We start from the raw sequence: 15,502 nt of genomic DNA, 5'->3' as shown, positions 1-15,502 counted from the left end.
CCGCGACCCGCCTGACACCCCGTTCTCAGCGCAACACCCGCATTCATCGGGGTGTCGCGCCGAGAACGGGGTGTTGCGCGTTGCACCGCCGCGCAGCGCGTCAGCGCACGCCGGCGCGGCGGAGCGCAGAGACGAGCGGGTCGCCCCGGAGGGCGTCGGCCCAGCTCCACCTCACGACGGCCTTCACGCCGGGCAGCGAGCGCAGGGCGTCCTCTCGGCGCTTCTCGTCGATGACGACCTGCTCGGGCGTGCGTCCCCGCCTCGGACCCGCATCGCGGTACTTCACCTCGCCGTCGAACTCGCCGATGACTCCGCATTCGGGCCACCAGAAGTCGACGATCCCCACGAGCGATCCCTCGCGCGGGAACCGGATCTGCAGCTCGGGCCTCGAGAGCCCCGCGAGGTGGATGACAGCGCGACTCAGGGACTCGCCCGGCGAGTCGGCGCGAGCGTCGGCGAAGGCGATCGCGGCCGTGGCGCGTCGACTGCCCGGAACGCCGGGACGCAGCGCCGCCACCGCCTCGAGCTCCGACCGCGAGAAAGCACCGGTGCGCAGACCGTGGTCGAGGATCACGGCCCCGCCCGCGAGATCGTGTCGCCTCACAGCGTCGACGGCGGCCTGACGAGACACCGCGACGCGCAGACCGTCGACGACATCGACCTCATCGACGACGAACGGCCCCGCGTGCTGATGCGCCCAGGGGCCGACCTTGTCGCGATCACGCCGGGGGTCGATGACGTGCACGCGCTCGGGCCAGTCCCCCAGCAGCGGGAAGCCGCGGAGCGCCAGCGCCGACTCGTGCGAGACGACGACCTCGTCGCCGAACCGCGGCACGACGGCATGCACCCGGATCACATGGCGTTCGACGGCCGTGAGCGCCTGCCAGACAGGAGCGGGCACGTAGGCGCCGGGTGCGACCCGCTGCAGGAGCCCTCGCCGGGCGTCGCGCTCGATCGCCGAGCTGCCGCCGCCCGCTCGGATGACGGAGGCACGGCGGATCAGCATTTCGAGCACGGGTCGAGCATGACGCATGTGATCCGCACGACGCCACCCGCGCCTCCTCGGCTGTGGATGATCGGCCCAGCACCCCGAAAGCCGCGCTACACCCCGATCAATGCGGGTGTAGCGCGGCTTTCGAGGTGTCGCAGCGAACGAGCGCCGGCGCGCCGGCGCGGCGGCGCGGCGGCGGCTAGTGGAGCGCGCCGACGGAGGCCAGCGCGGCCCGCAGCAGGGCGCCGCGCCCGCCCTCCATCTCGGCGGCGACGTCGTCGCTCGCGGCCTGATGCGGGGTCAGCCACGTGAGCTCGAGGGCGTCCTGGCGGGGGTCGCAGGTGCCCGTGACCGGCACGACGTAGGCGAGCGACACGGCGTGCTGACGGGCGTCGGTGTAGACCGACGAGCCCGGCAGCGGGAAGTACTCGGCGACCTGGAACGGCACCGGCGACGGCGGCAGCTGCGGGAACGCCATCGGCCCGAGGTCCTTCTCGAGGTGGCGGAACAGAGCGGTGCGCAGGCTCTCGCCGTACATGACGCGACCGGAGACGAGCATGCGCGACATCGACCCCTCCGACGACGCCCGCAGCAGCACGCCGACCTCGGTCACGACGCCCATGCCGTCGACGCGCACCGGCACCGCCTCGACGTAGAGGATCGGCAGACGCTGACGTATCTGGAAGAGCTCCTCTTCGGAGAGCCAGCCGGGATTCGGGTCGGGGGTCTGCACGGAGCTCATGGGGCATGTCTACCAACCCCGTGTGACGGTCGGGTGACGAAAACGCTACAGGCGAACACGGCGACCACGGCCCTGGATAGGCTCGGCCCATGGTGCAGATCGATCCCTCCGTCATCCAGTGGTCCGTCGACGAGTCCGAGCGCGACGGTCGGCCGCTGCTCGTCCTGCTGCACGGGGTGGGCTCGCACGAGGGCGATCTGATCGGGCTGGCACCGTACCTCCCGCAGGCGTTCGCGATCGCCTCGCTGCGGGCGCCGCTCGCCCACGGCGACGGTTTCTCGTGGTATCCGCTGACCACTCCGGGCTCGCCGGACCCCGCACCGGTCGACGAGGCCGCGACGGCCGTGCTGACCTGGCTCGACTCGCTCGCCGAGTCGCACCCGAGCGTGAGCCTGCTCGGCTTCTCGCAGGGAGGCTCGCTGTCGCTGCAGCTGCTCCGGCGTGCGCCCGAGCGCTTCACGTTCACGGCCGTGCTAGCCGGCTTCGTCGTCGACGACCCGGCCTCCGCCGACGCCGACGCGGCCCTCGCGCGCGTCCGACCCGCCGTCTTCTACGGTCGTGGCGACGCCGACCAGGTCATCCCGATCGATGCCGTCACGCGCACGACCGACTGGCTGACCGAGCACGCCGACGTCGACGTCGAGGTCTACGCCGACCTCGCGCACGGAGTCTCGCAGGACGAGCTCGACGACCTCAACGCCTTCATCTCGCGCGTGACGAACCCGGTCACCGCCGACACGACGCAGGCGCCCGACAGCTCCGACGTCGTCCTCTAGGGGTCGGGTCGTGGCCGTCATCGCCGTCACCGGCAGCGTCACGCACCGGTATCGCGCCGAGCGCGGTCTGCTGCGGCTGGCGGTCGAGCTCGAGGGCGACGACCGGTCGAGCGTCGTGGACGACGGCGTCACCGTCCACAACCGCGTCACCGAGCAGGCGACGACCCTGCGTCGCCAGGGGGCGGCGACGTGGTGGACGGCCCGATCCGTGTCGGTGGGTCCCGTGACGGAGCCGGTCGCGATCGACGGGACCCGCGCCTCCTCGGTGCGGTACCGGACGCGGTCGACGATCGAGGTGAGGTTCCAGGACTTCACCGCGCTGGCCGACTGGGTGGGCGAGCTCGCGCACGTCGAGGGCGTCACGATCGAGGGCGTCGAGTGGTCGCTCGGGCACGCGCGCCGGGCCGAGGTCGAGCAGGACGCCCGACTCGCCGCCGTGGCGGACGCCGTCGCGCGCGCCTCGGACTACGCCGACGCCCTCGGGCTGGGCGCACCCGAGCTGCAGGCCGTCTACGAGCCGGGGCTGCGGCCGGGCGAAGGAGGCGCGGGTGGCGTCCCGTTCATGGCCTCACGGTCGATGATGGCCGGCTCGTCCGTCGACGCCTCGGGCTCGGTCGTGTTCGACCTGCAGCCCGACGACATCGAGGTCACGGCGACCATCAGCGCGGACTTCACGGCCTGAGGCGCACACCCGCCCCGTCTGCTCGGACCTGCTTGCTCCACACCCCTTCGTACTCGAACGGGACGAAGCCGACGGCCTCGTTCACGTCGAGCATGGGCCGGTTCTCCTCCGCGTTGAACGTGAAGACGCCGGGGTGGCCGGGGCGTTCGGCGGTGAGCAGATCGGTCGTGGCGATCTTGAGCAGCCAGCCGAGCCGGTGCCCGCGGTGCTCGCGCAGCACGAGGGTGTCCTGCTGGAAGGCGGGGCGCGACCGCTCGGCCGGTGCCTCCAGCTGACTGAATCCGGCGAGTCGACCCGTCGGCACGTGCTCGACGACGGCCGTGAAGCGCGTGCGCGGGCCGGCGAGCGCCTGGTCCTCGGCGTCACGGAACCGCTCGGCGGTCCAGATGTCCTCGGGCTCGTCGACCCCGCCCGACGGTGCGTCCGTGCTCATCCGGGTCTCGAGGTCGGCGAGGTCGGCCAGCCACTCGTCGGGCGATCGGCCGATCCAGGTGCGCAATCGGTAGTCGTCGCCCGCGGCGGCCCGGGCGCGGTCTCGGATGCCGGCCAGCGCCTCCTCGTCCACGGGCAGGGCGAGGCGGCTGCAGCGCATCACCTGCCCGAGCACCCAGTCGCGCCCGAGCAGCAGGCGCACCGCGGGGTCGTCGGCGCCGACCGAGCCGGCGCCGGTCGGGGGCAGGAGGCGCGGTCCGGCATCACCGAGGGAGCGCACGTACGCGATCACCTGGGTGCGACCCTCGCGGCGCGCGACCTCCTCGACGTGGGCGAGCAGCGCCGACCCGATGCCGCGGCGTCGGTGCGAGGGCAGCACCGTGACGTCGACGTGGGCCGTGGTCGCGGCGTCGCCGTCGAGACGGCTCTCGTACGAGCCGGTGGCGACGATGCGACCGGCGTCGCGGACGACGAACCAGCGCATGTCCTTGTAGGCGTCGAGCCAGTTCGGCAGTTGCTCGTCGGGCAGCCAGGCCATCTCGTCCGAGCCGAGCGCATGCGCCCGCGTCACATTCTCGACGGCGACCGCCTCGACGAAGTCGGCGGCGTCGGGGCCGTCGAGGGTCGCGGGGACGGCGATCCGCTCGATGACGATCGGTGCTCGGTCGATGGGGGTCATGTCGTGCCTTTCAGCCGCAGGAGCGTGCGGTCTCACGCTCGCCGCCCCGCGGGCAGCCGACCAGACTAGCGGGTCCGGTGCGGCGTAGAACGGCATCATGAGCGATCCGACCGACTCCGACCTGCTCGACCGGCACGACCTCGAGCGCTTCGTCACCGCCCAGGAGGCGCACGGCACCTACGACCGGGCCCTCGCCGAGCTGCGCGACGGCCGCAAGACGAGCCACTGGATGTGGTTCGTGTTCCCGCAGGTCGCGGGGCTGGGTCGCAGTGCGACCGCCGAGCGGTACGCCATCGCGACGATCGGCGAGGCCCGGGCGTACCTGGCGCATCCGCTGCTCGGACCGCGGCTGCTCGACTGCGTCGACGCCCTGCTCGACCTGCCGACGGACGACCCGGAGCAGGTCTTCGGGGGCGTCGACGCGATGAAGGCGCGCTCGTCGCTGACGCTGTTCGCCCAGGCGGCGCCGGCCGAGCGGAGGTTCTCGCAGGCGTTGGCGAAGTACTTCGGCGGCGAGCTCGATCGGGCGACGCTCGACCGGCTCTGAGGCCGGCGGCCGGGGAGGCGCGGCCCACTAGGGTCGGAGCATGAGCGTTCTGATCGCGGGCTGCGGCGACCTGGGCACCGAGACGGGGCTGCGGTTCGCGACCGACGGGCACCGCGTCGTCGGGCTCCGGCGTCGCGCCGACCTGCTGCCGTCCCGCATCGAGGGCCGGTCGGTCGACCTGCGCCGCGAGGTGCCCGTCGTCGACGACGACACCGAGGTCGTCGTCGTGGCCCTCGCGGCCGGCTCGCGCACGCCGGGCGAGTACCGCGCCACCTACGTGGAGGGCCTGCGCAACGTGCTCGACGGGATCGCGGCGTCGGCTGCCGACCCGCGCCTCCTCGTCGTCTCGTCGACCGCCGTGTACGACGTGACCGACGGCAGCCTCGTCACGGAGGAGACCCCCGCGCACGGCGGCACCCCCACCGCCGACGTGCTGCTCGAGGCCGAGCAGCTGCTGCGCGAGCGTGCGCCCGAGGCGGTGACGCTGCGCCTCGGCGGCGTCTACGGGCCGGGTCGCGAGCGACTGATCGAGCAGGTGCGCGACGGGAGCGCCACGCGATCCGAACGGCGCGACGGCTCGCCTCACACCAACCGCATCCACCGCGACGACGCCGCGGCCGCGATCGTGCACCTCACGACGGTGGTCTCGGAGCCCGAGGCCGTCTACCTCGGGGTCGACGACGAGCCGGCCCGGCTCGACGAGGTCCTGCTCTTCCTGGCCGCCGAGCTGGGCGTCACGGCGCCGGCGATGGCTCCCCCGACGGGTCGGCAGGCGGGCGGCGACAAGCGGCTCTCGAACGCCCGACTGCGGTCGACGGGGTTCGCGTTCGCCTACCCGACGTTCCGTGAGGGGTATCGCGCCGTGCTCGGCGGCGAGGGGACGCGGCACGCCTGAGGGTGTGTGCGCGGAGGCGTGGCGCTGAGGGTGTCGCGCATAGGGCCGCGGGCGCGCGCGCGGGCGGCGGGCGGCGGGCGGCGGGCGGCGGGCGTGACGCTGAGGGTGTCGTGCACAGGGCCGCGGGCGCGGAAGGCGCCGCGCACAGAGCCGCTGCGGTGCTCCCTCCCCCGCCGCGCCTCCTCGGCGTCGCGCACGGCCGCGATGACGGTTCGCCGGGGGGCCAGGCGCGCCCGGGTACGGTGGACGCGTGCTCCCCGACCATGACGTCCCTGCCGCTCGGCGACGGCTCTTCCCTCTCCTGACGCTGCCGATGGGGGTCCGCCGTGTCGATCGCGCCGCCGCGCACCTGATGAACGGTCGCGAGCGGCACCCGCGGTCGGACCGGGCCTGGAAGCGCCTCTCGCACTCCGCCGACCACGGCACCCTCTGGCTGACGACCGCCGCTGTGCTGCTGCTCGTCGGCGACCGGCGGGCCGGGTCGCGCGGCGCCCTCTCACTCGGCATGGCGAGCCTCATCGCCAACGCCGTCGGCAAGAACCTGATCGGCGGTCCGCGCCCTCTGCTCGACGACGTGCCCATCGCTCGTCAGCTGCGTCGTCAGCCGCGAAGCGCCTCGTTCCCGTCGGGTCACACGGCCAGCGCCGTGGCGTTCGTCACCGGGGTGGCGCTCGAGTCGCCCCGGACCGGTCTCGTCCTCGCCCCGCTGGCGGCCGCCGTCTCGTACTCGCGACTGAAGGTCGGGGCGCACTGGCTCTCGGACGTCGTGGGCGGGGCGCTGCTCGGCGCCGGCGTCGCCGTCGCAGGGCGCCTCGTGCTGCCCGTGCCCGCGCATCCGGCCGGCCCGGCCGCTCTGGCCGGCGAACCGATCGAGCTGCCCGCGTCGTCGCGCGGCGAGGGCGTCCTCGTGGTCTCGAACGGGGCGTCGGGGGCTGCTCGTCGACGAGACCCCGTCGCACTGCTGCGCAGACGGCTTCCGGAGGCGCGCTACCGGTCGCTCGGTGACACCGACCTCGGCGAGATGGTCGCCGCCGAACTGCGGCGGCGGAACCCCCCGCGGGTGCTCGCGGTCGTCGGCGGCGACGGCACGGTCGAGACCGCCGCGAGGGTCGCGCTCGAACACGATCTGCCGCTGCTCGTCGTGCCCGGCGGCACCTTCGATCACTTCTCCCGTGCGGTCGGCACCGACTCGGTCGACGCGGCGGTCGCCGCCCTGTCCGCCGGCTCGGGAGCCCGCGTGGACGTCGCCGCCGTCGACGTCGACGGCGAGCCGCACCACCTCGCGATCAACGCCACGGCCCTGGGCGTCTACGCCGACTACCTCGCCGAGCGCGACCGTCTCGAGGGGCGCCTGGGCAAGCGCGTGGCCGGGCTCGTGTCCGGGGTGCAGATCCTGCGACGGGGGCGCACGGTGACCATCGAGCGAGACGACGATGCGGCGAGCCGCGGTGACGCTGGTGCGTCGGATGCCGGTGCGACGGGCCGCGATGCGGTGGGCCGCGATGGCGGTGATGCGGCCGGCGTCGGTGCGGTGGGCCGCGGTGGCGGTGACGTGGAGGGCCGCGGTGGCTCTGTGCGCCAGGGGGCTGCGCGTACGGCGTGGTCTGTGTTCGTCGGGGTCGGGCGCAACGACGACGACGTCGTCTCGCCGATGCGGCGCCGGGCCCTCGACGACGGCTCGCTCGAGGTGCGCACGCTGTCGTCCGGTTCGAGACTCGGCCGGATCGGGGCGCTGTCATCGCTCGCGTTCGGCCCGAGGAGCACGGCGACCCTGCGCCTCCTCGGTCTCCTGCCTGAGAAGGAGGCGTTCTCGACCGAGGTGACGTCGCGGTTCGCGGTCACCGTCGCGGGGGCGCCCCGACCCGCGATCGCGCACGACGGCGAGGGCGACACCTCGCTGCCCGAGACCGCCGAGCACGACGGGTACCGCTACGAGGTTCGCCTGCTGCCCCGGGCGTTGCGCGTGTACCGCCCCCGCGGCTGATCCACGACCCACCACCCCGGAACCCGCGTCACACCCCGCGATCTCGGGGTGTCACGCCGAATACGAGGTGTGACGTGCCTGCCAGCAGCACGCCTGGCAGCTGCGGCGCCGCAGAGCGCCCGGCGCCGCCGCATGACCCGGTGGCACCCGCACGTTGCGCGTGTACCGCCCCCGCGGCTGATCCACGACCCACCACCCCGGAACCCGCGTCACACCCCGCGATCTCGGGGTGTCACGCCGAATACGAGGTGTGACGTGCCTGCCAGCAGCACGCCTGGCAGCTGCGGCGCCGAGGCCGCCGGTCCCCCGTCGTCGAGGGGTACCGCTACGAGGTTCGCCTGCTGCCCCGGGCGTTGCGCGTGTACCGCCCCCGCGGCTGATCCACGACCCACCACCCCGGAACCCGCGTCACACCCCGCGATCTCGGGGTGTCACGCCGAATACGAGGTGTGACGTGCCTGCCAGCAGCACGCCTGGCAGCTGCGGCACAGCAGAGCGCCCGGCGCCGCCGCATGACCCGGTGGCACCCGCACGTTGCGCGTGTACCGCCCCCGCGGCCGAATCGCGGCCCCACACCCCGGAACCCGCGTCACACCCCGCGATCTCGGGGTGTCACGCCGAATACGAGGTGTGGGGCGGCTCGCCCCCGGCGCGGCAGGGCTCCGCGACTGAAGTGCGACCCGGCGCCGCCCGGGCGCTCAGCGGCGTACGGCCCAGCGGCGCTACCAGCGCGGGTGGACGGCCTCGCGGAAGTACTTCTCGTAGATGCGGACGACCTCGGAGTCGAGCCCCTCGTCGAGCACGACATCACCGGCCGCGGCGTTCGCGCGAGCCTGCTCGACGTTGCGGGCCCCCGGGATCACGGTGCTGACGCCGGGCTGGTCGACGACCCAGGCGAGCGCCGCCTGCGGAACCGTCACGCCGTCGGGGACCGCCTCGGCGAACTCCTGCGCGGCCGCGACGCCCTGCTCGAAGTCGACGCCGCTGAAGGTCTCGCCCTGGTCGAAGGCCTCGCCGTTGCGGTTGTAGCTGCGGTGGTCGTTCTCGGCGAAGGTCGTCGCGGTCGTGTACTTGCCCGAGAGCAGACCGCTGGCGAGCGGGACCCGCGCGATGATGCCGACCCCGGCCTCCTGCGCGCGAGGCAGCACCTCGTCGAGGGGCTTCAGCCGGAACGCGTTGAGGATGATCTGCACCGTCGCGAGATTCGGACGCGCGATGGCGGTGAGGGCCTGAGCGGTCTCTTCGACGCTGACGCCGTACGCGGCGATCGCCCCGTTCGCCACGAGCTCGTCGAGGGCGTCGTAGACCGCGTCGCTCTCGAAGACCGGGGTGGGCGGGCAGTGCAGCTGCACGAGGTCGAGGGTGTCGACGCCGAGGTTGCGCCGTGAGCGGTCGGTCCACTCGATGAAGTTCTGCCGCACGTAGTTGGCGGGCAGCTGGTCGAGGCGGCGACCCATCTTCGTCGCGACGGTGATGTCGGCGTCGGGGTTCGAGGCGCGGAACCGGCCGATGATCTGCTCGCTGCGGCCATCGCCGTAGACGTCGGCGGTGTCGAAGAAGGTGACGCCCGACTCGACGGAGGCGCCGAGCACGTCGAGCGCATCGCTCTCGCTGACGTCGCCCCAGTCGGCGCCGAGCTGCCAGGTGCCGAGGCCGATGACGGATACTTCGCGGCCGGTGCGGCCGAGTGTGCGACTGTGCATGCCGCCAGCGTAGGCGGTGCCGCCGACACCGGGCCGAGGAGGCGCGGCTCGACCTACCCAGACCGGGTCGCCGCCCGAGGAGGCGCGGCTCGCGTCAGCGACGCCGGGTCGCCGCCCGGAGAGGCGCTGCTCGCGTCAGCGACGCCGGGTCGCCGCCCGGGCCAGCGCGAACGCCACCGCGATCAGGGCGACGGCGATGATGACGAAGGCGGCGCCCGCCACGACGTGCGCCTGGAGGATGCGGACGAGACCGACGAGCAGGGCGAGCGCCGACACGAAGGCGAGCACCTTGCTGACGGCCAGCTGCCCTCGTCGGAGCGCCGCGCCTCCTCGGCGGGTCACGGGCGGGTCACCGGCCGTCAGCCGAGACGTCGGGCGGCCTCGACCGCTGCCCGTGTGGCTTCGGCGAACTCGCGCTCGGCCCGCTCGCGCGAGCCCTCGGGCATGGGCAGGCGATCGCTCAGCGTGAGGTTCGTGGCGATGACCTCGAGCGACATGCCGAGGGTCTTCCCGAGGATGATGTCGAGCACGGGGGTCGCGTGGTCCCACCCCTCGGTGTCGGTGCCGACGTCGTAGACGCCGCCGCGGCTCGTGACGATGACGGCGGGGCGACCGGCGAGGGGCTGCTGGTCGTCGCCGTCGAACGGCGCCGTCACGGCGGGCAGATGGATGTTGTCGATCCACGCCTTGAGCGTCGAGGGCACCGAGTAGTTGTAGAGCGGCGCGCCGATCAGCACGACGTCGGCGGCGATCAGCTCGGCGATGAGGGTCTGCTGCAGGGCCTCGTGCGCGGGGTCGGGCGCGTCGCCCGGCTGACGCAGGCGCGGCGGCCAGTGCAGCGCGCTGTCGCTGAGATGCGGCAGCTGGTCGACGTGCAGATCGCGGCGCGTGATCGTGTGGTCGTCGCCGAGATCGCGCCAGGCGTCGGCGAAGGCGCCGGTGATGGCCCGCGACCGACTGGTCGCGAGGTCGGCGGACGAGTCGATGTGCAGGAGTTCAGGCATGCGACCACCGTAGCCGGGGCCACCGACAGGGCCGGCCGAGGAGGTGCGCGAGGCGGAATGTCGGTGGTCCGGAGCAAGATGGCACCGATGACCGACGTGCTCGACCGCTTCTCCCCCGCCACCCGAGAGTGGTTCCGCGGGGCCTTCGCCGCGCCGACCCGCGCGCAGGAGGGCGCCTGGACGGCGATCAGCCAGGGCGATCACGCTCTCGTCATCGCGCCGACCGGCTCGGGCAAGACCCTGGCCTCGTTCCTCTGGTCCATCGACTCGCTGGCGTCGTCTCCGCCGCCCGACGAGAAGCTGCACCGCACGCGGGTCCTCTACATCTCGCCGCTCAAGGCCCTCGGCGTCGACGTCGAGCGGAACCTCCGGTCGCCGCTGGTCGGCATCACGCAGACGGCTCGGCGACTCGGCACCGAGGCGCCCGACATCACCGTGGGCGTCCGCTCGGGCGACACGAGCTCGAGCGACCGGGGTCGGCTGGCCCGCACCCCCACCGACATCCTCATCACCACACCCGAGTCGCTCTACCTGATGCTGACCTCGCAGGCACGCGAGACGCTCAAGGGCGTGCAGACGGTCATCATCGACGAGGTGCACGCCGTCGCGTCGACGAAGCGCGGCGCCCACCTGGCCATCTCGCTCGAACGGCTCGACGCGCTGCTCGACGAGCCGGCCCAGCGCATCGGGCTCAGCGCCACCGTGCGCCCGCCCGAAGAGGTCGCGCGGTTCCTGGCCGGCCCGGCGCCCGTGACCATCGTCAACCCGCGGGCCGACAAGAAGTTCGACCTCAAGGTCGTCGTCCCCGTCGACGACATGACCGAGCTCGGCACCGCCGCACCCCTCGAGGGGTCCGCCGCCGGCGCCGCCCCGCAGGGGTCGATCTGGCCGCACGTCGAAGAGGGCATCGTCGATCTCATCTCGGCGCACCGGTCGACCATCGTGTTCTCCAACTCGCGCCGCCTGGCCGAGCGTCTGACCGCCCGCCTCAACGACATCTGGATCGAGAGGCAGGGCGGCGACCTCGAGACCGCCGCGCGGGCGACGGAGGACGCACGGGGTCAGCTCGTCGCGGTCGGCGGGGCCGCCGCGGAGCTCGGGGCCGACGGCGGTCATGCGGCCGGCGACACGTCCGAGGCGGGTGCCGACGTCGCCGTCGACCCCTTCGCGCCCTCCCCGCCGGCCCGCAATCCATCGGTCGGCGGCGGCGCACCCGCCCAGCTGATGGGCGGCTCGGGGCAGACCTCGGGCGCCGACCCCCTGCTGGCCCGTGCCCACCACGGCTCGGTGTCGAAAGACCAGCGCGCTCTCATCGAAGACGACCTCAAGAGCGGTCGGCTGCGCTGCGTGGTGGCGACCAGCTCGCTCGAGCTCGGCATCGACATGGGCGCCGTCGATCTCGTCATCCAGGTCGAGTCGCCGCCCTCGGTCGCCAGCGGTCTGCAGCGCGTCGGCCGCGCCGGTCACCAGGTCGGCGAGACGTCGCGCGGCGTGCTGTTCCCGAAGCACCGGGCCGACCTCATCCACTCCGCCGTCGCCGCCGAGCGCATGGTGGCCGGTCTCATCGAAGAGCTGCGCGTGCCGACGAACCCGCTCGACGTGCTCGCCCAGCAGACCGTCGCCGCCGTGGCGCTCGACGAGCTCGACGCCGACGAGTGGTACGACACCGTCCGGCGCAGCGCCCCCTTCGCCACCCTGCCGCGGTCGGCGTACGACGCCACGCTCGACCTCCTGAGCGGCAAGTACCCCTCCGACGAGTTCGCCGAGCTCCGACCCCGCATCGTCTGGGATCGCGTGCACGGCACGCTCACCGGGCGACCCGGCGCCCAGCGTCTCGCCGTCACCAGCGGCGGCACCATCCCCGACCGGGGTCTCTTCGGCGTCTTCATGGTCGGCGAGAAGGCGGCGCGCGTCGGCGAGCTGGACGAAGAGATGGTCTACGAGTCGCGGGTCGGCGACGTCTTCGCGCTCGGCGCCACGAGCTGGCGCATCGAGGACATCACCCACGACCGCGTGCTCGTCTCGCCGGCCTACGGGCAGCCGGGGCGGGTCCCGTTCTGGAAGGGCGACGGCATCGGTCGCCCGGCCGAGCTCGGCAAGGCGATCGGCGGCTACATCCGCGAGCTGTCGAACTCGAACGAGGCCGACGCGACGGCGCGGGTCGCCGCGGGCGGGCTCGACGAGCGGGCGGCCCGCAACCTCATCGCGTTCCTGACAGAGCAGAAGGCCGCCGGGTCGTACGTGCCGACCGACACGACCCTGGTCGTCGAGCGGTTCCGTGACGAGCTCGGCGACTGGCGGCTCATCCTCCACTCCCCCTACGGCATGCAGGTCCACGCCCCCTGGGCTCTCGCGGTGTCGGCGCGCATCCGCGATCAGCTCGGCGTCGACGGCGGGGCCATGGCGGCCGACGACGGCATCGTCGTGCGGATCCCCGACACCGACGCCGAGCCTCCCGGGGCCGAGCTGTTCTCGTTCGAACTCGACGATCTCGACGACATCGTCACCGAGGAGGTCGGCGGCTCGGCGCTCTTCTCGTCGCGGTTCCGCGAGTGCGCCGCCCGCGCCCTGCTGCTGCCGCGGTACAACCCCGGCAAGCGCTCACCGCTCTGGCAGCAGCGTCAGCGGTCGTCGCAGCTGCTCGACGTCGCCCGCAAGTACCCCTCGTTCCCGATCGTCCTCGAGGCCGTCCGCGAGGTGCTGCAAGACGTCTACGACCTGCCCGCGCTGATGAGCCTGACCCGCGACCTCGCCAGTCGGACCGTCCGCATCGTCGAGACCGAGACCGAGGTGCCGTCGCCGTTCGCGCGGTCGCTGCTGTTCGGCTACGTCGCGGCCTTCATGTACGAAGGCGACTCGCCCCTCGCCGAGCGCCGCGCCGCCGCGCTCTCGCTCGACTCGACGCTCCTGCAGGAGCTCCTCGGTCGCGCCGAGCTGCGCGAGCTCCTCGACGCCGACGTCATCGATCAGCACGAGCTCGAGCTGCAGCGGCTCGCCCCCGACCGCCGTGCCCGCGACATCGAGGGCGTCGTCGACCTCCTGCGACTGCTCGGCCCGCTCACCACCGACGAGATCATCGACCGCAGCTGGCTCGCCGTCACCCTCGTGGCCGGTGACGTCGCCGCCCGCGACGACGCGCACCGCGCCCTCGAGACCGCGCTGACCGACCTCGCCTGGTCGAACCGCGTGCTGCGCTTCACCCACGGCGGCGTCGTGCGCTGGGCCGGCATCGAAGACGCCTCGCGCCTCCGGGACGCGCTCGGGGTCGCCCTGCCCATCGGCGTCCCCACCGCCTTCGTCGAGCCGGTCGACGACCCGCTCGGCGATCTCGTCGGCCGCTTCGCCCGCACGCACGGCCCGTTCACGTCGGCGATGGTCGCCGAGCGGCTCGGACTCGGCGCAGCCGTCGTCCTCGACGCCCTCCGCAAGCTCGCCACCCAGCGTCGCGTCGTCGAGGGCGAGTTCCGCCCCCGCCAGCAGGGCAGCGAGTGGTGCGACGCCGAGGTGCTGCGACGTCTGCGCGGCAAGTCGCTGGCGGCGCTCCGTCACGAGGTCGAACCCGTCGCGCCCGAGACGCTCGGGAGGTTCCTTCCCGCCTGGCAGCACGTCGCCACCGGGCTGAAGGGCTCCGGGCTGCGCGGACTCGACGGCGTGCTGCAGGTCGTCGACCAGCTCAGCGGCGTCTCGCTGCCGGCCTCCGCCTGGGAGTCGCTCATCCTCCCCGCCCGCATCACCGACTACAGCCCCGCCATGCTCGACGAGCTCACGGCCACGGGCGACATCATCTGGTCGGGCACCGGCACCCTGCCCGGCAACGACGGCTGGGTGAGCCTCCACCTCGCCGACGGGGCTCAGGTCACGCTGCCCGAACCCTCGGGCGCCGAGACCGACGACCTGCAGCGCGAGGTGCTCGCCGCACTCGCCGGCGGCGGCGCGTACTTCTTCCGGCAGCTCTCCGACGCCGTCGGGAGCACCGACGACGAATCGCTGGTCGCCGCCATCTGGCAGCTGGTCTGGGCCGGTCAGATCACCAACGACACCTTCGCGCCCCTGCGCACCCAGGTCGGCGGCGGCAAGACGCCGAGACCGCGCACCCCCACGCGGTCGCGGTCGTCGTACCGCAGCCGGGGCCGGGTCGCGATGCCCCGCCAGGCCGGCCCGCCCACGGTCGGGGGCCGCTGGTCGCTGCTGCCCCTCGCCGAACCCGACGGCACGATCCGCGCCGCGGCGACGGCCGAGATCCTGCTCGAGCGCCACGGGGTCGTCACGCGCGGAGCGGTCGTCAACGAGGGCGTCCGCGGGGGCTTCTCGACCGCGTACAAGGTGCTGAGCGGCTTCGAGGAGACCGGGCGCGCCCGCCGCGGCTACTTCATCGAAGGGCTCGGCGCCGCGCAGTTCGCGACCGGCCCCACCGTCGACCGGCTCCGCTCGTTCATCCGCGACGAGGGCGACCGACGCGACGACGACACCCTCGTCGCAGCCGGTCGTCAGCTCGAGATCCCGGTCGTCACCCTGGCCGCGACCGACCCCGCCAACCCCTACGGCGCCGCCCTGCCCTGGCCCGGGCAGACGCTCGACGGCGCCCCCGCCGACGAGGCCGCCCGCGTCGCGGCGGCGGCGGCCGAGGCGGCCTCCGCTGCGGCGGCGACCACGGCGACGGGAGCCGGGGCCCGAGGCGACGCGGCGGGCGCTGCGACGACGACCCGCGCCTCCTCGGCCGGCGGCGACCGGCAGGGCTCCGACCCGACCGTCGGCGCGGCTCCGGGCACGAAGAAGAAGGCCGGTCACCGCCCCGGGCGGAAGGCCGGCTCGCTGGTCGTGCTCGTCGACGGCCGGTTGACCGTCTACGTCGAACGCGGCGGGAAGACCGTGCTGACCTTCGGCGATCCCGACGAGCGCGAACTCGCCCTGGCCGCCGAGTCGCTGGCCCGCACGGTCCGCACGCGGCTCGGCAAGCTCGCCATCGAGCGCGTCGACGGCGAGTTCGTCCTCGGCACGCCTCTCGGCGACGCCCTGCGCGACGCCGGCTTCGCCCCCACCCCCAGCGGCATCCGATTGAGGTCGTGA

11 protein-coding genes and 1 pseudogene are annotated in these 15,502 nt (G+C 73.7%); 6 read left to right on the top strand and 6 right to left on the bottom strand.

Translation table 11 applies throughout. The annotated features are described in order from the left end of the window. Nucleotides 1-100: 100 nt before the first annotated feature. Nucleotides 101-1,015: a hypothetical protein gene (locus ASF17_RS11355; protein WP_156357407.1), complete on the bottom strand. Its 915-nt coding sequence runs from the start codon at nucleotides 1,013-1,015 to the stop codon at nucleotides 101-103. Nucleotides 1,016-1,190: 175 nt separating this feature from the next. Next, a complete protein-coding gene (locus ASF17_RS11350; protein WP_055799717.1) occupies nucleotides 1,191-1,733 on the bottom strand; it encodes an NUDIX hydrolase family protein in 543 nt (180 codons plus the stop codon). Nucleotides 1,734-1,822: 89 nt separating this feature from the next. On the opposite strand from ASF17_RS11350, the gene ASF17_RS11345 reads away from it, so the two are divergent. Then, nucleotides 1,823-2,509 (top strand): alpha/beta hydrolase, encoded by a 687-nt coding sequence (locus ASF17_RS11345; RefSeq protein ID WP_082475294.1) that lies wholly within the window; start codon nucleotides 1,823-1,825, stop codon nucleotides 2,507-2,509. A 10-nt stretch (nucleotides 2,510-2,519) separates the two neighbouring features. Continuing rightward, nucleotides 2,520-3,191, top strand: a complete 672-nt coding sequence (locus ASF17_RS11340) for an SIMPL domain-containing protein (RefSeq protein WP_055799715.1) — start codon at nucleotides 2,520-2,522, stop codon at nucleotides 3,189-3,191. Here ASF17_RS11340 and ASF17_RS11335 read toward each other — a convergent pair. Further along, the gene (locus ASF17_RS11335; protein ID WP_055799713.1) at nucleotides 3,181-4,302 is read right to left on the bottom strand and encodes a GNAT family N-acetyltransferase; all 1,122 of its coding nucleotides are present in this window, start codon (nucleotides 4,300-4,302) and stop codon (nucleotides 3,181-3,183) included. The genes ASF17_RS11340 and ASF17_RS11335 overlap by 11 nt on opposite strands. A gap of 97 nt (nucleotides 4,303-4,399) precedes the next feature. Between ASF17_RS11335 and ASF17_RS11330 the strand changes: the two genes are divergently transcribed. From ASF17_RS11330 to ASF17_RS16150, 3 genes and pseudogenes are all read left to right on the top strand, one after another. After that, nucleotides 4,400-4,849, top strand: coding sequence for a DUF1810 domain-containing protein (locus ASF17_RS11330; protein ID WP_055799709.1), 450 nt, complete (start codon nucleotides 4,400-4,402; stop codon nucleotides 4,847-4,849). 40 nt (nucleotides 4,850-4,889) lie between these two features. After that, nucleotides 4,890-5,744, top strand: a complete 855-nt coding sequence (locus ASF17_RS11325; RefSeq protein ID WP_055799706.1) for an NAD-dependent epimerase/dehydratase family protein — start codon at nucleotides 4,890-4,892, stop codon at nucleotides 5,742-5,744. A 313-nt stretch (nucleotides 5,745-6,057) separates the two neighbouring features. Beyond that, nucleotides 6,058-6,984: pseudogene (locus ASF17_RS16150) on the top strand (phosphatase PAP2 family protein); the annotation flags it as partial. Between the two features lie 1,466 nt (nucleotides 6,985-8,450). Here the strand turns inward: ASF17_RS16150 and ASF17_RS11315 are convergent. The 3 genes from ASF17_RS11315 to ASF17_RS11305 form a co-directional block, all read right to left on the bottom strand. Then, nucleotides 8,451-9,431 (bottom strand): aldo/keto reductase, encoded by a 981-nt coding sequence (locus ASF17_RS11315; protein WP_055799700.1) that lies wholly within the window; start codon nucleotides 9,429-9,431, stop codon nucleotides 8,451-8,453. A 135-nt stretch (nucleotides 9,432-9,566) separates the two neighbouring features. After that, nucleotides 9,567-9,773 carry a hypothetical protein gene (locus tag ASF17_RS11310; protein WP_055799697.1) on the bottom strand — a complete coding sequence of 69 codons (207 nt, stop codon included), beginning with the start codon at nucleotides 9,771-9,773 and terminating at the stop codon, nucleotides 9,567-9,569. A gap of 17 nt (nucleotides 9,774-9,790) precedes the next feature. Next, nucleotides 9,791-10,435, bottom strand: coding sequence for an FMN-dependent NADH-azoreductase (locus tag ASF17_RS11305; RefSeq protein WP_055799694.1), 645 nt, complete (start codon nucleotides 10,433-10,435; stop codon nucleotides 9,791-9,793). A gap of 87 nt (nucleotides 10,436-10,522) precedes the next feature. Here ASF17_RS11305 and ASF17_RS11300 point away from each other — a divergent pair, with 87 nt between their 5' ends. Continuing rightward, entirely contained in the window at nucleotides 10,523-15,502 is a 4,980-nt protein-coding gene (locus ASF17_RS11300) for an Lhr family ATP-dependent helicase (protein ID WP_055800758.1), read from the top strand.

It is taken from the genome of Frigoribacterium sp. Leaf263 (assembly GCF_001422285.1).
In the GTDB taxonomy this organism is placed as follows: Bacteria; Actinomycetota; Actinomycetes; order Actinomycetales; family Microbacteriaceae; genus Frigoribacterium.
The sequence above is the reverse complement of the archived record's forward strand: the minus strand, read 5'-3'. Positions and strand labels throughout refer to the sequence as shown.

Coding starts and splice junctions, on each gene's coding strand:
- ASF17_RS11315 (WP_055799700.1), bottom strand. CDS start 9,431: ATGCACAGTCGCACACTCGGCCGCACCGGCCGCGAAGTATCCGTCATC.
- ASF17_RS11325 (WP_055799706.1), top strand. CDS start 4,890: ATGAGCGTTCTGATCGCGGGCTGCGGCGACCTGGGCACCGAGACGGGG.
- ASF17_RS11335 (WP_055799713.1), bottom strand. CDS start 4,302: ATGACCCCCATCGACCGAGCACCGATCGTCATCGAGCGGATCGCCGTC.
- ASF17_RS11350 (WP_055799717.1), bottom strand. CDS start 1,733: ATGAGCTCCGTGCAGACCCCCGACCCGAATCCCGGCTGGCTCTCCGAA.
- ASF17_RS11305 (WP_055799694.1), bottom strand. CDS start 10,435: ATGCCTGAACTCCTGCACATCGACTCGTCCGCCGACCTCGCGACCAGT.
- ASF17_RS11300 (WP_055800758.1), top strand. CDS start 10,523: ATGACCGACGTGCTCGACCGCTTCTCCCCCGCCACCCGAGAGTGGTTC.
- ASF17_RS11330 (WP_055799709.1), top strand. CDS start 4,400: ATGAGCGATCCGACCGACTCCGACCTGCTCGACCGGCACGACCTCGAG.
- ASF17_RS11345 (WP_082475294.1), top strand. CDS start 1,823: ATGGTGCAGATCGATCCCTCCGTCATCCAGTGGTCCGTCGACGAGTCC.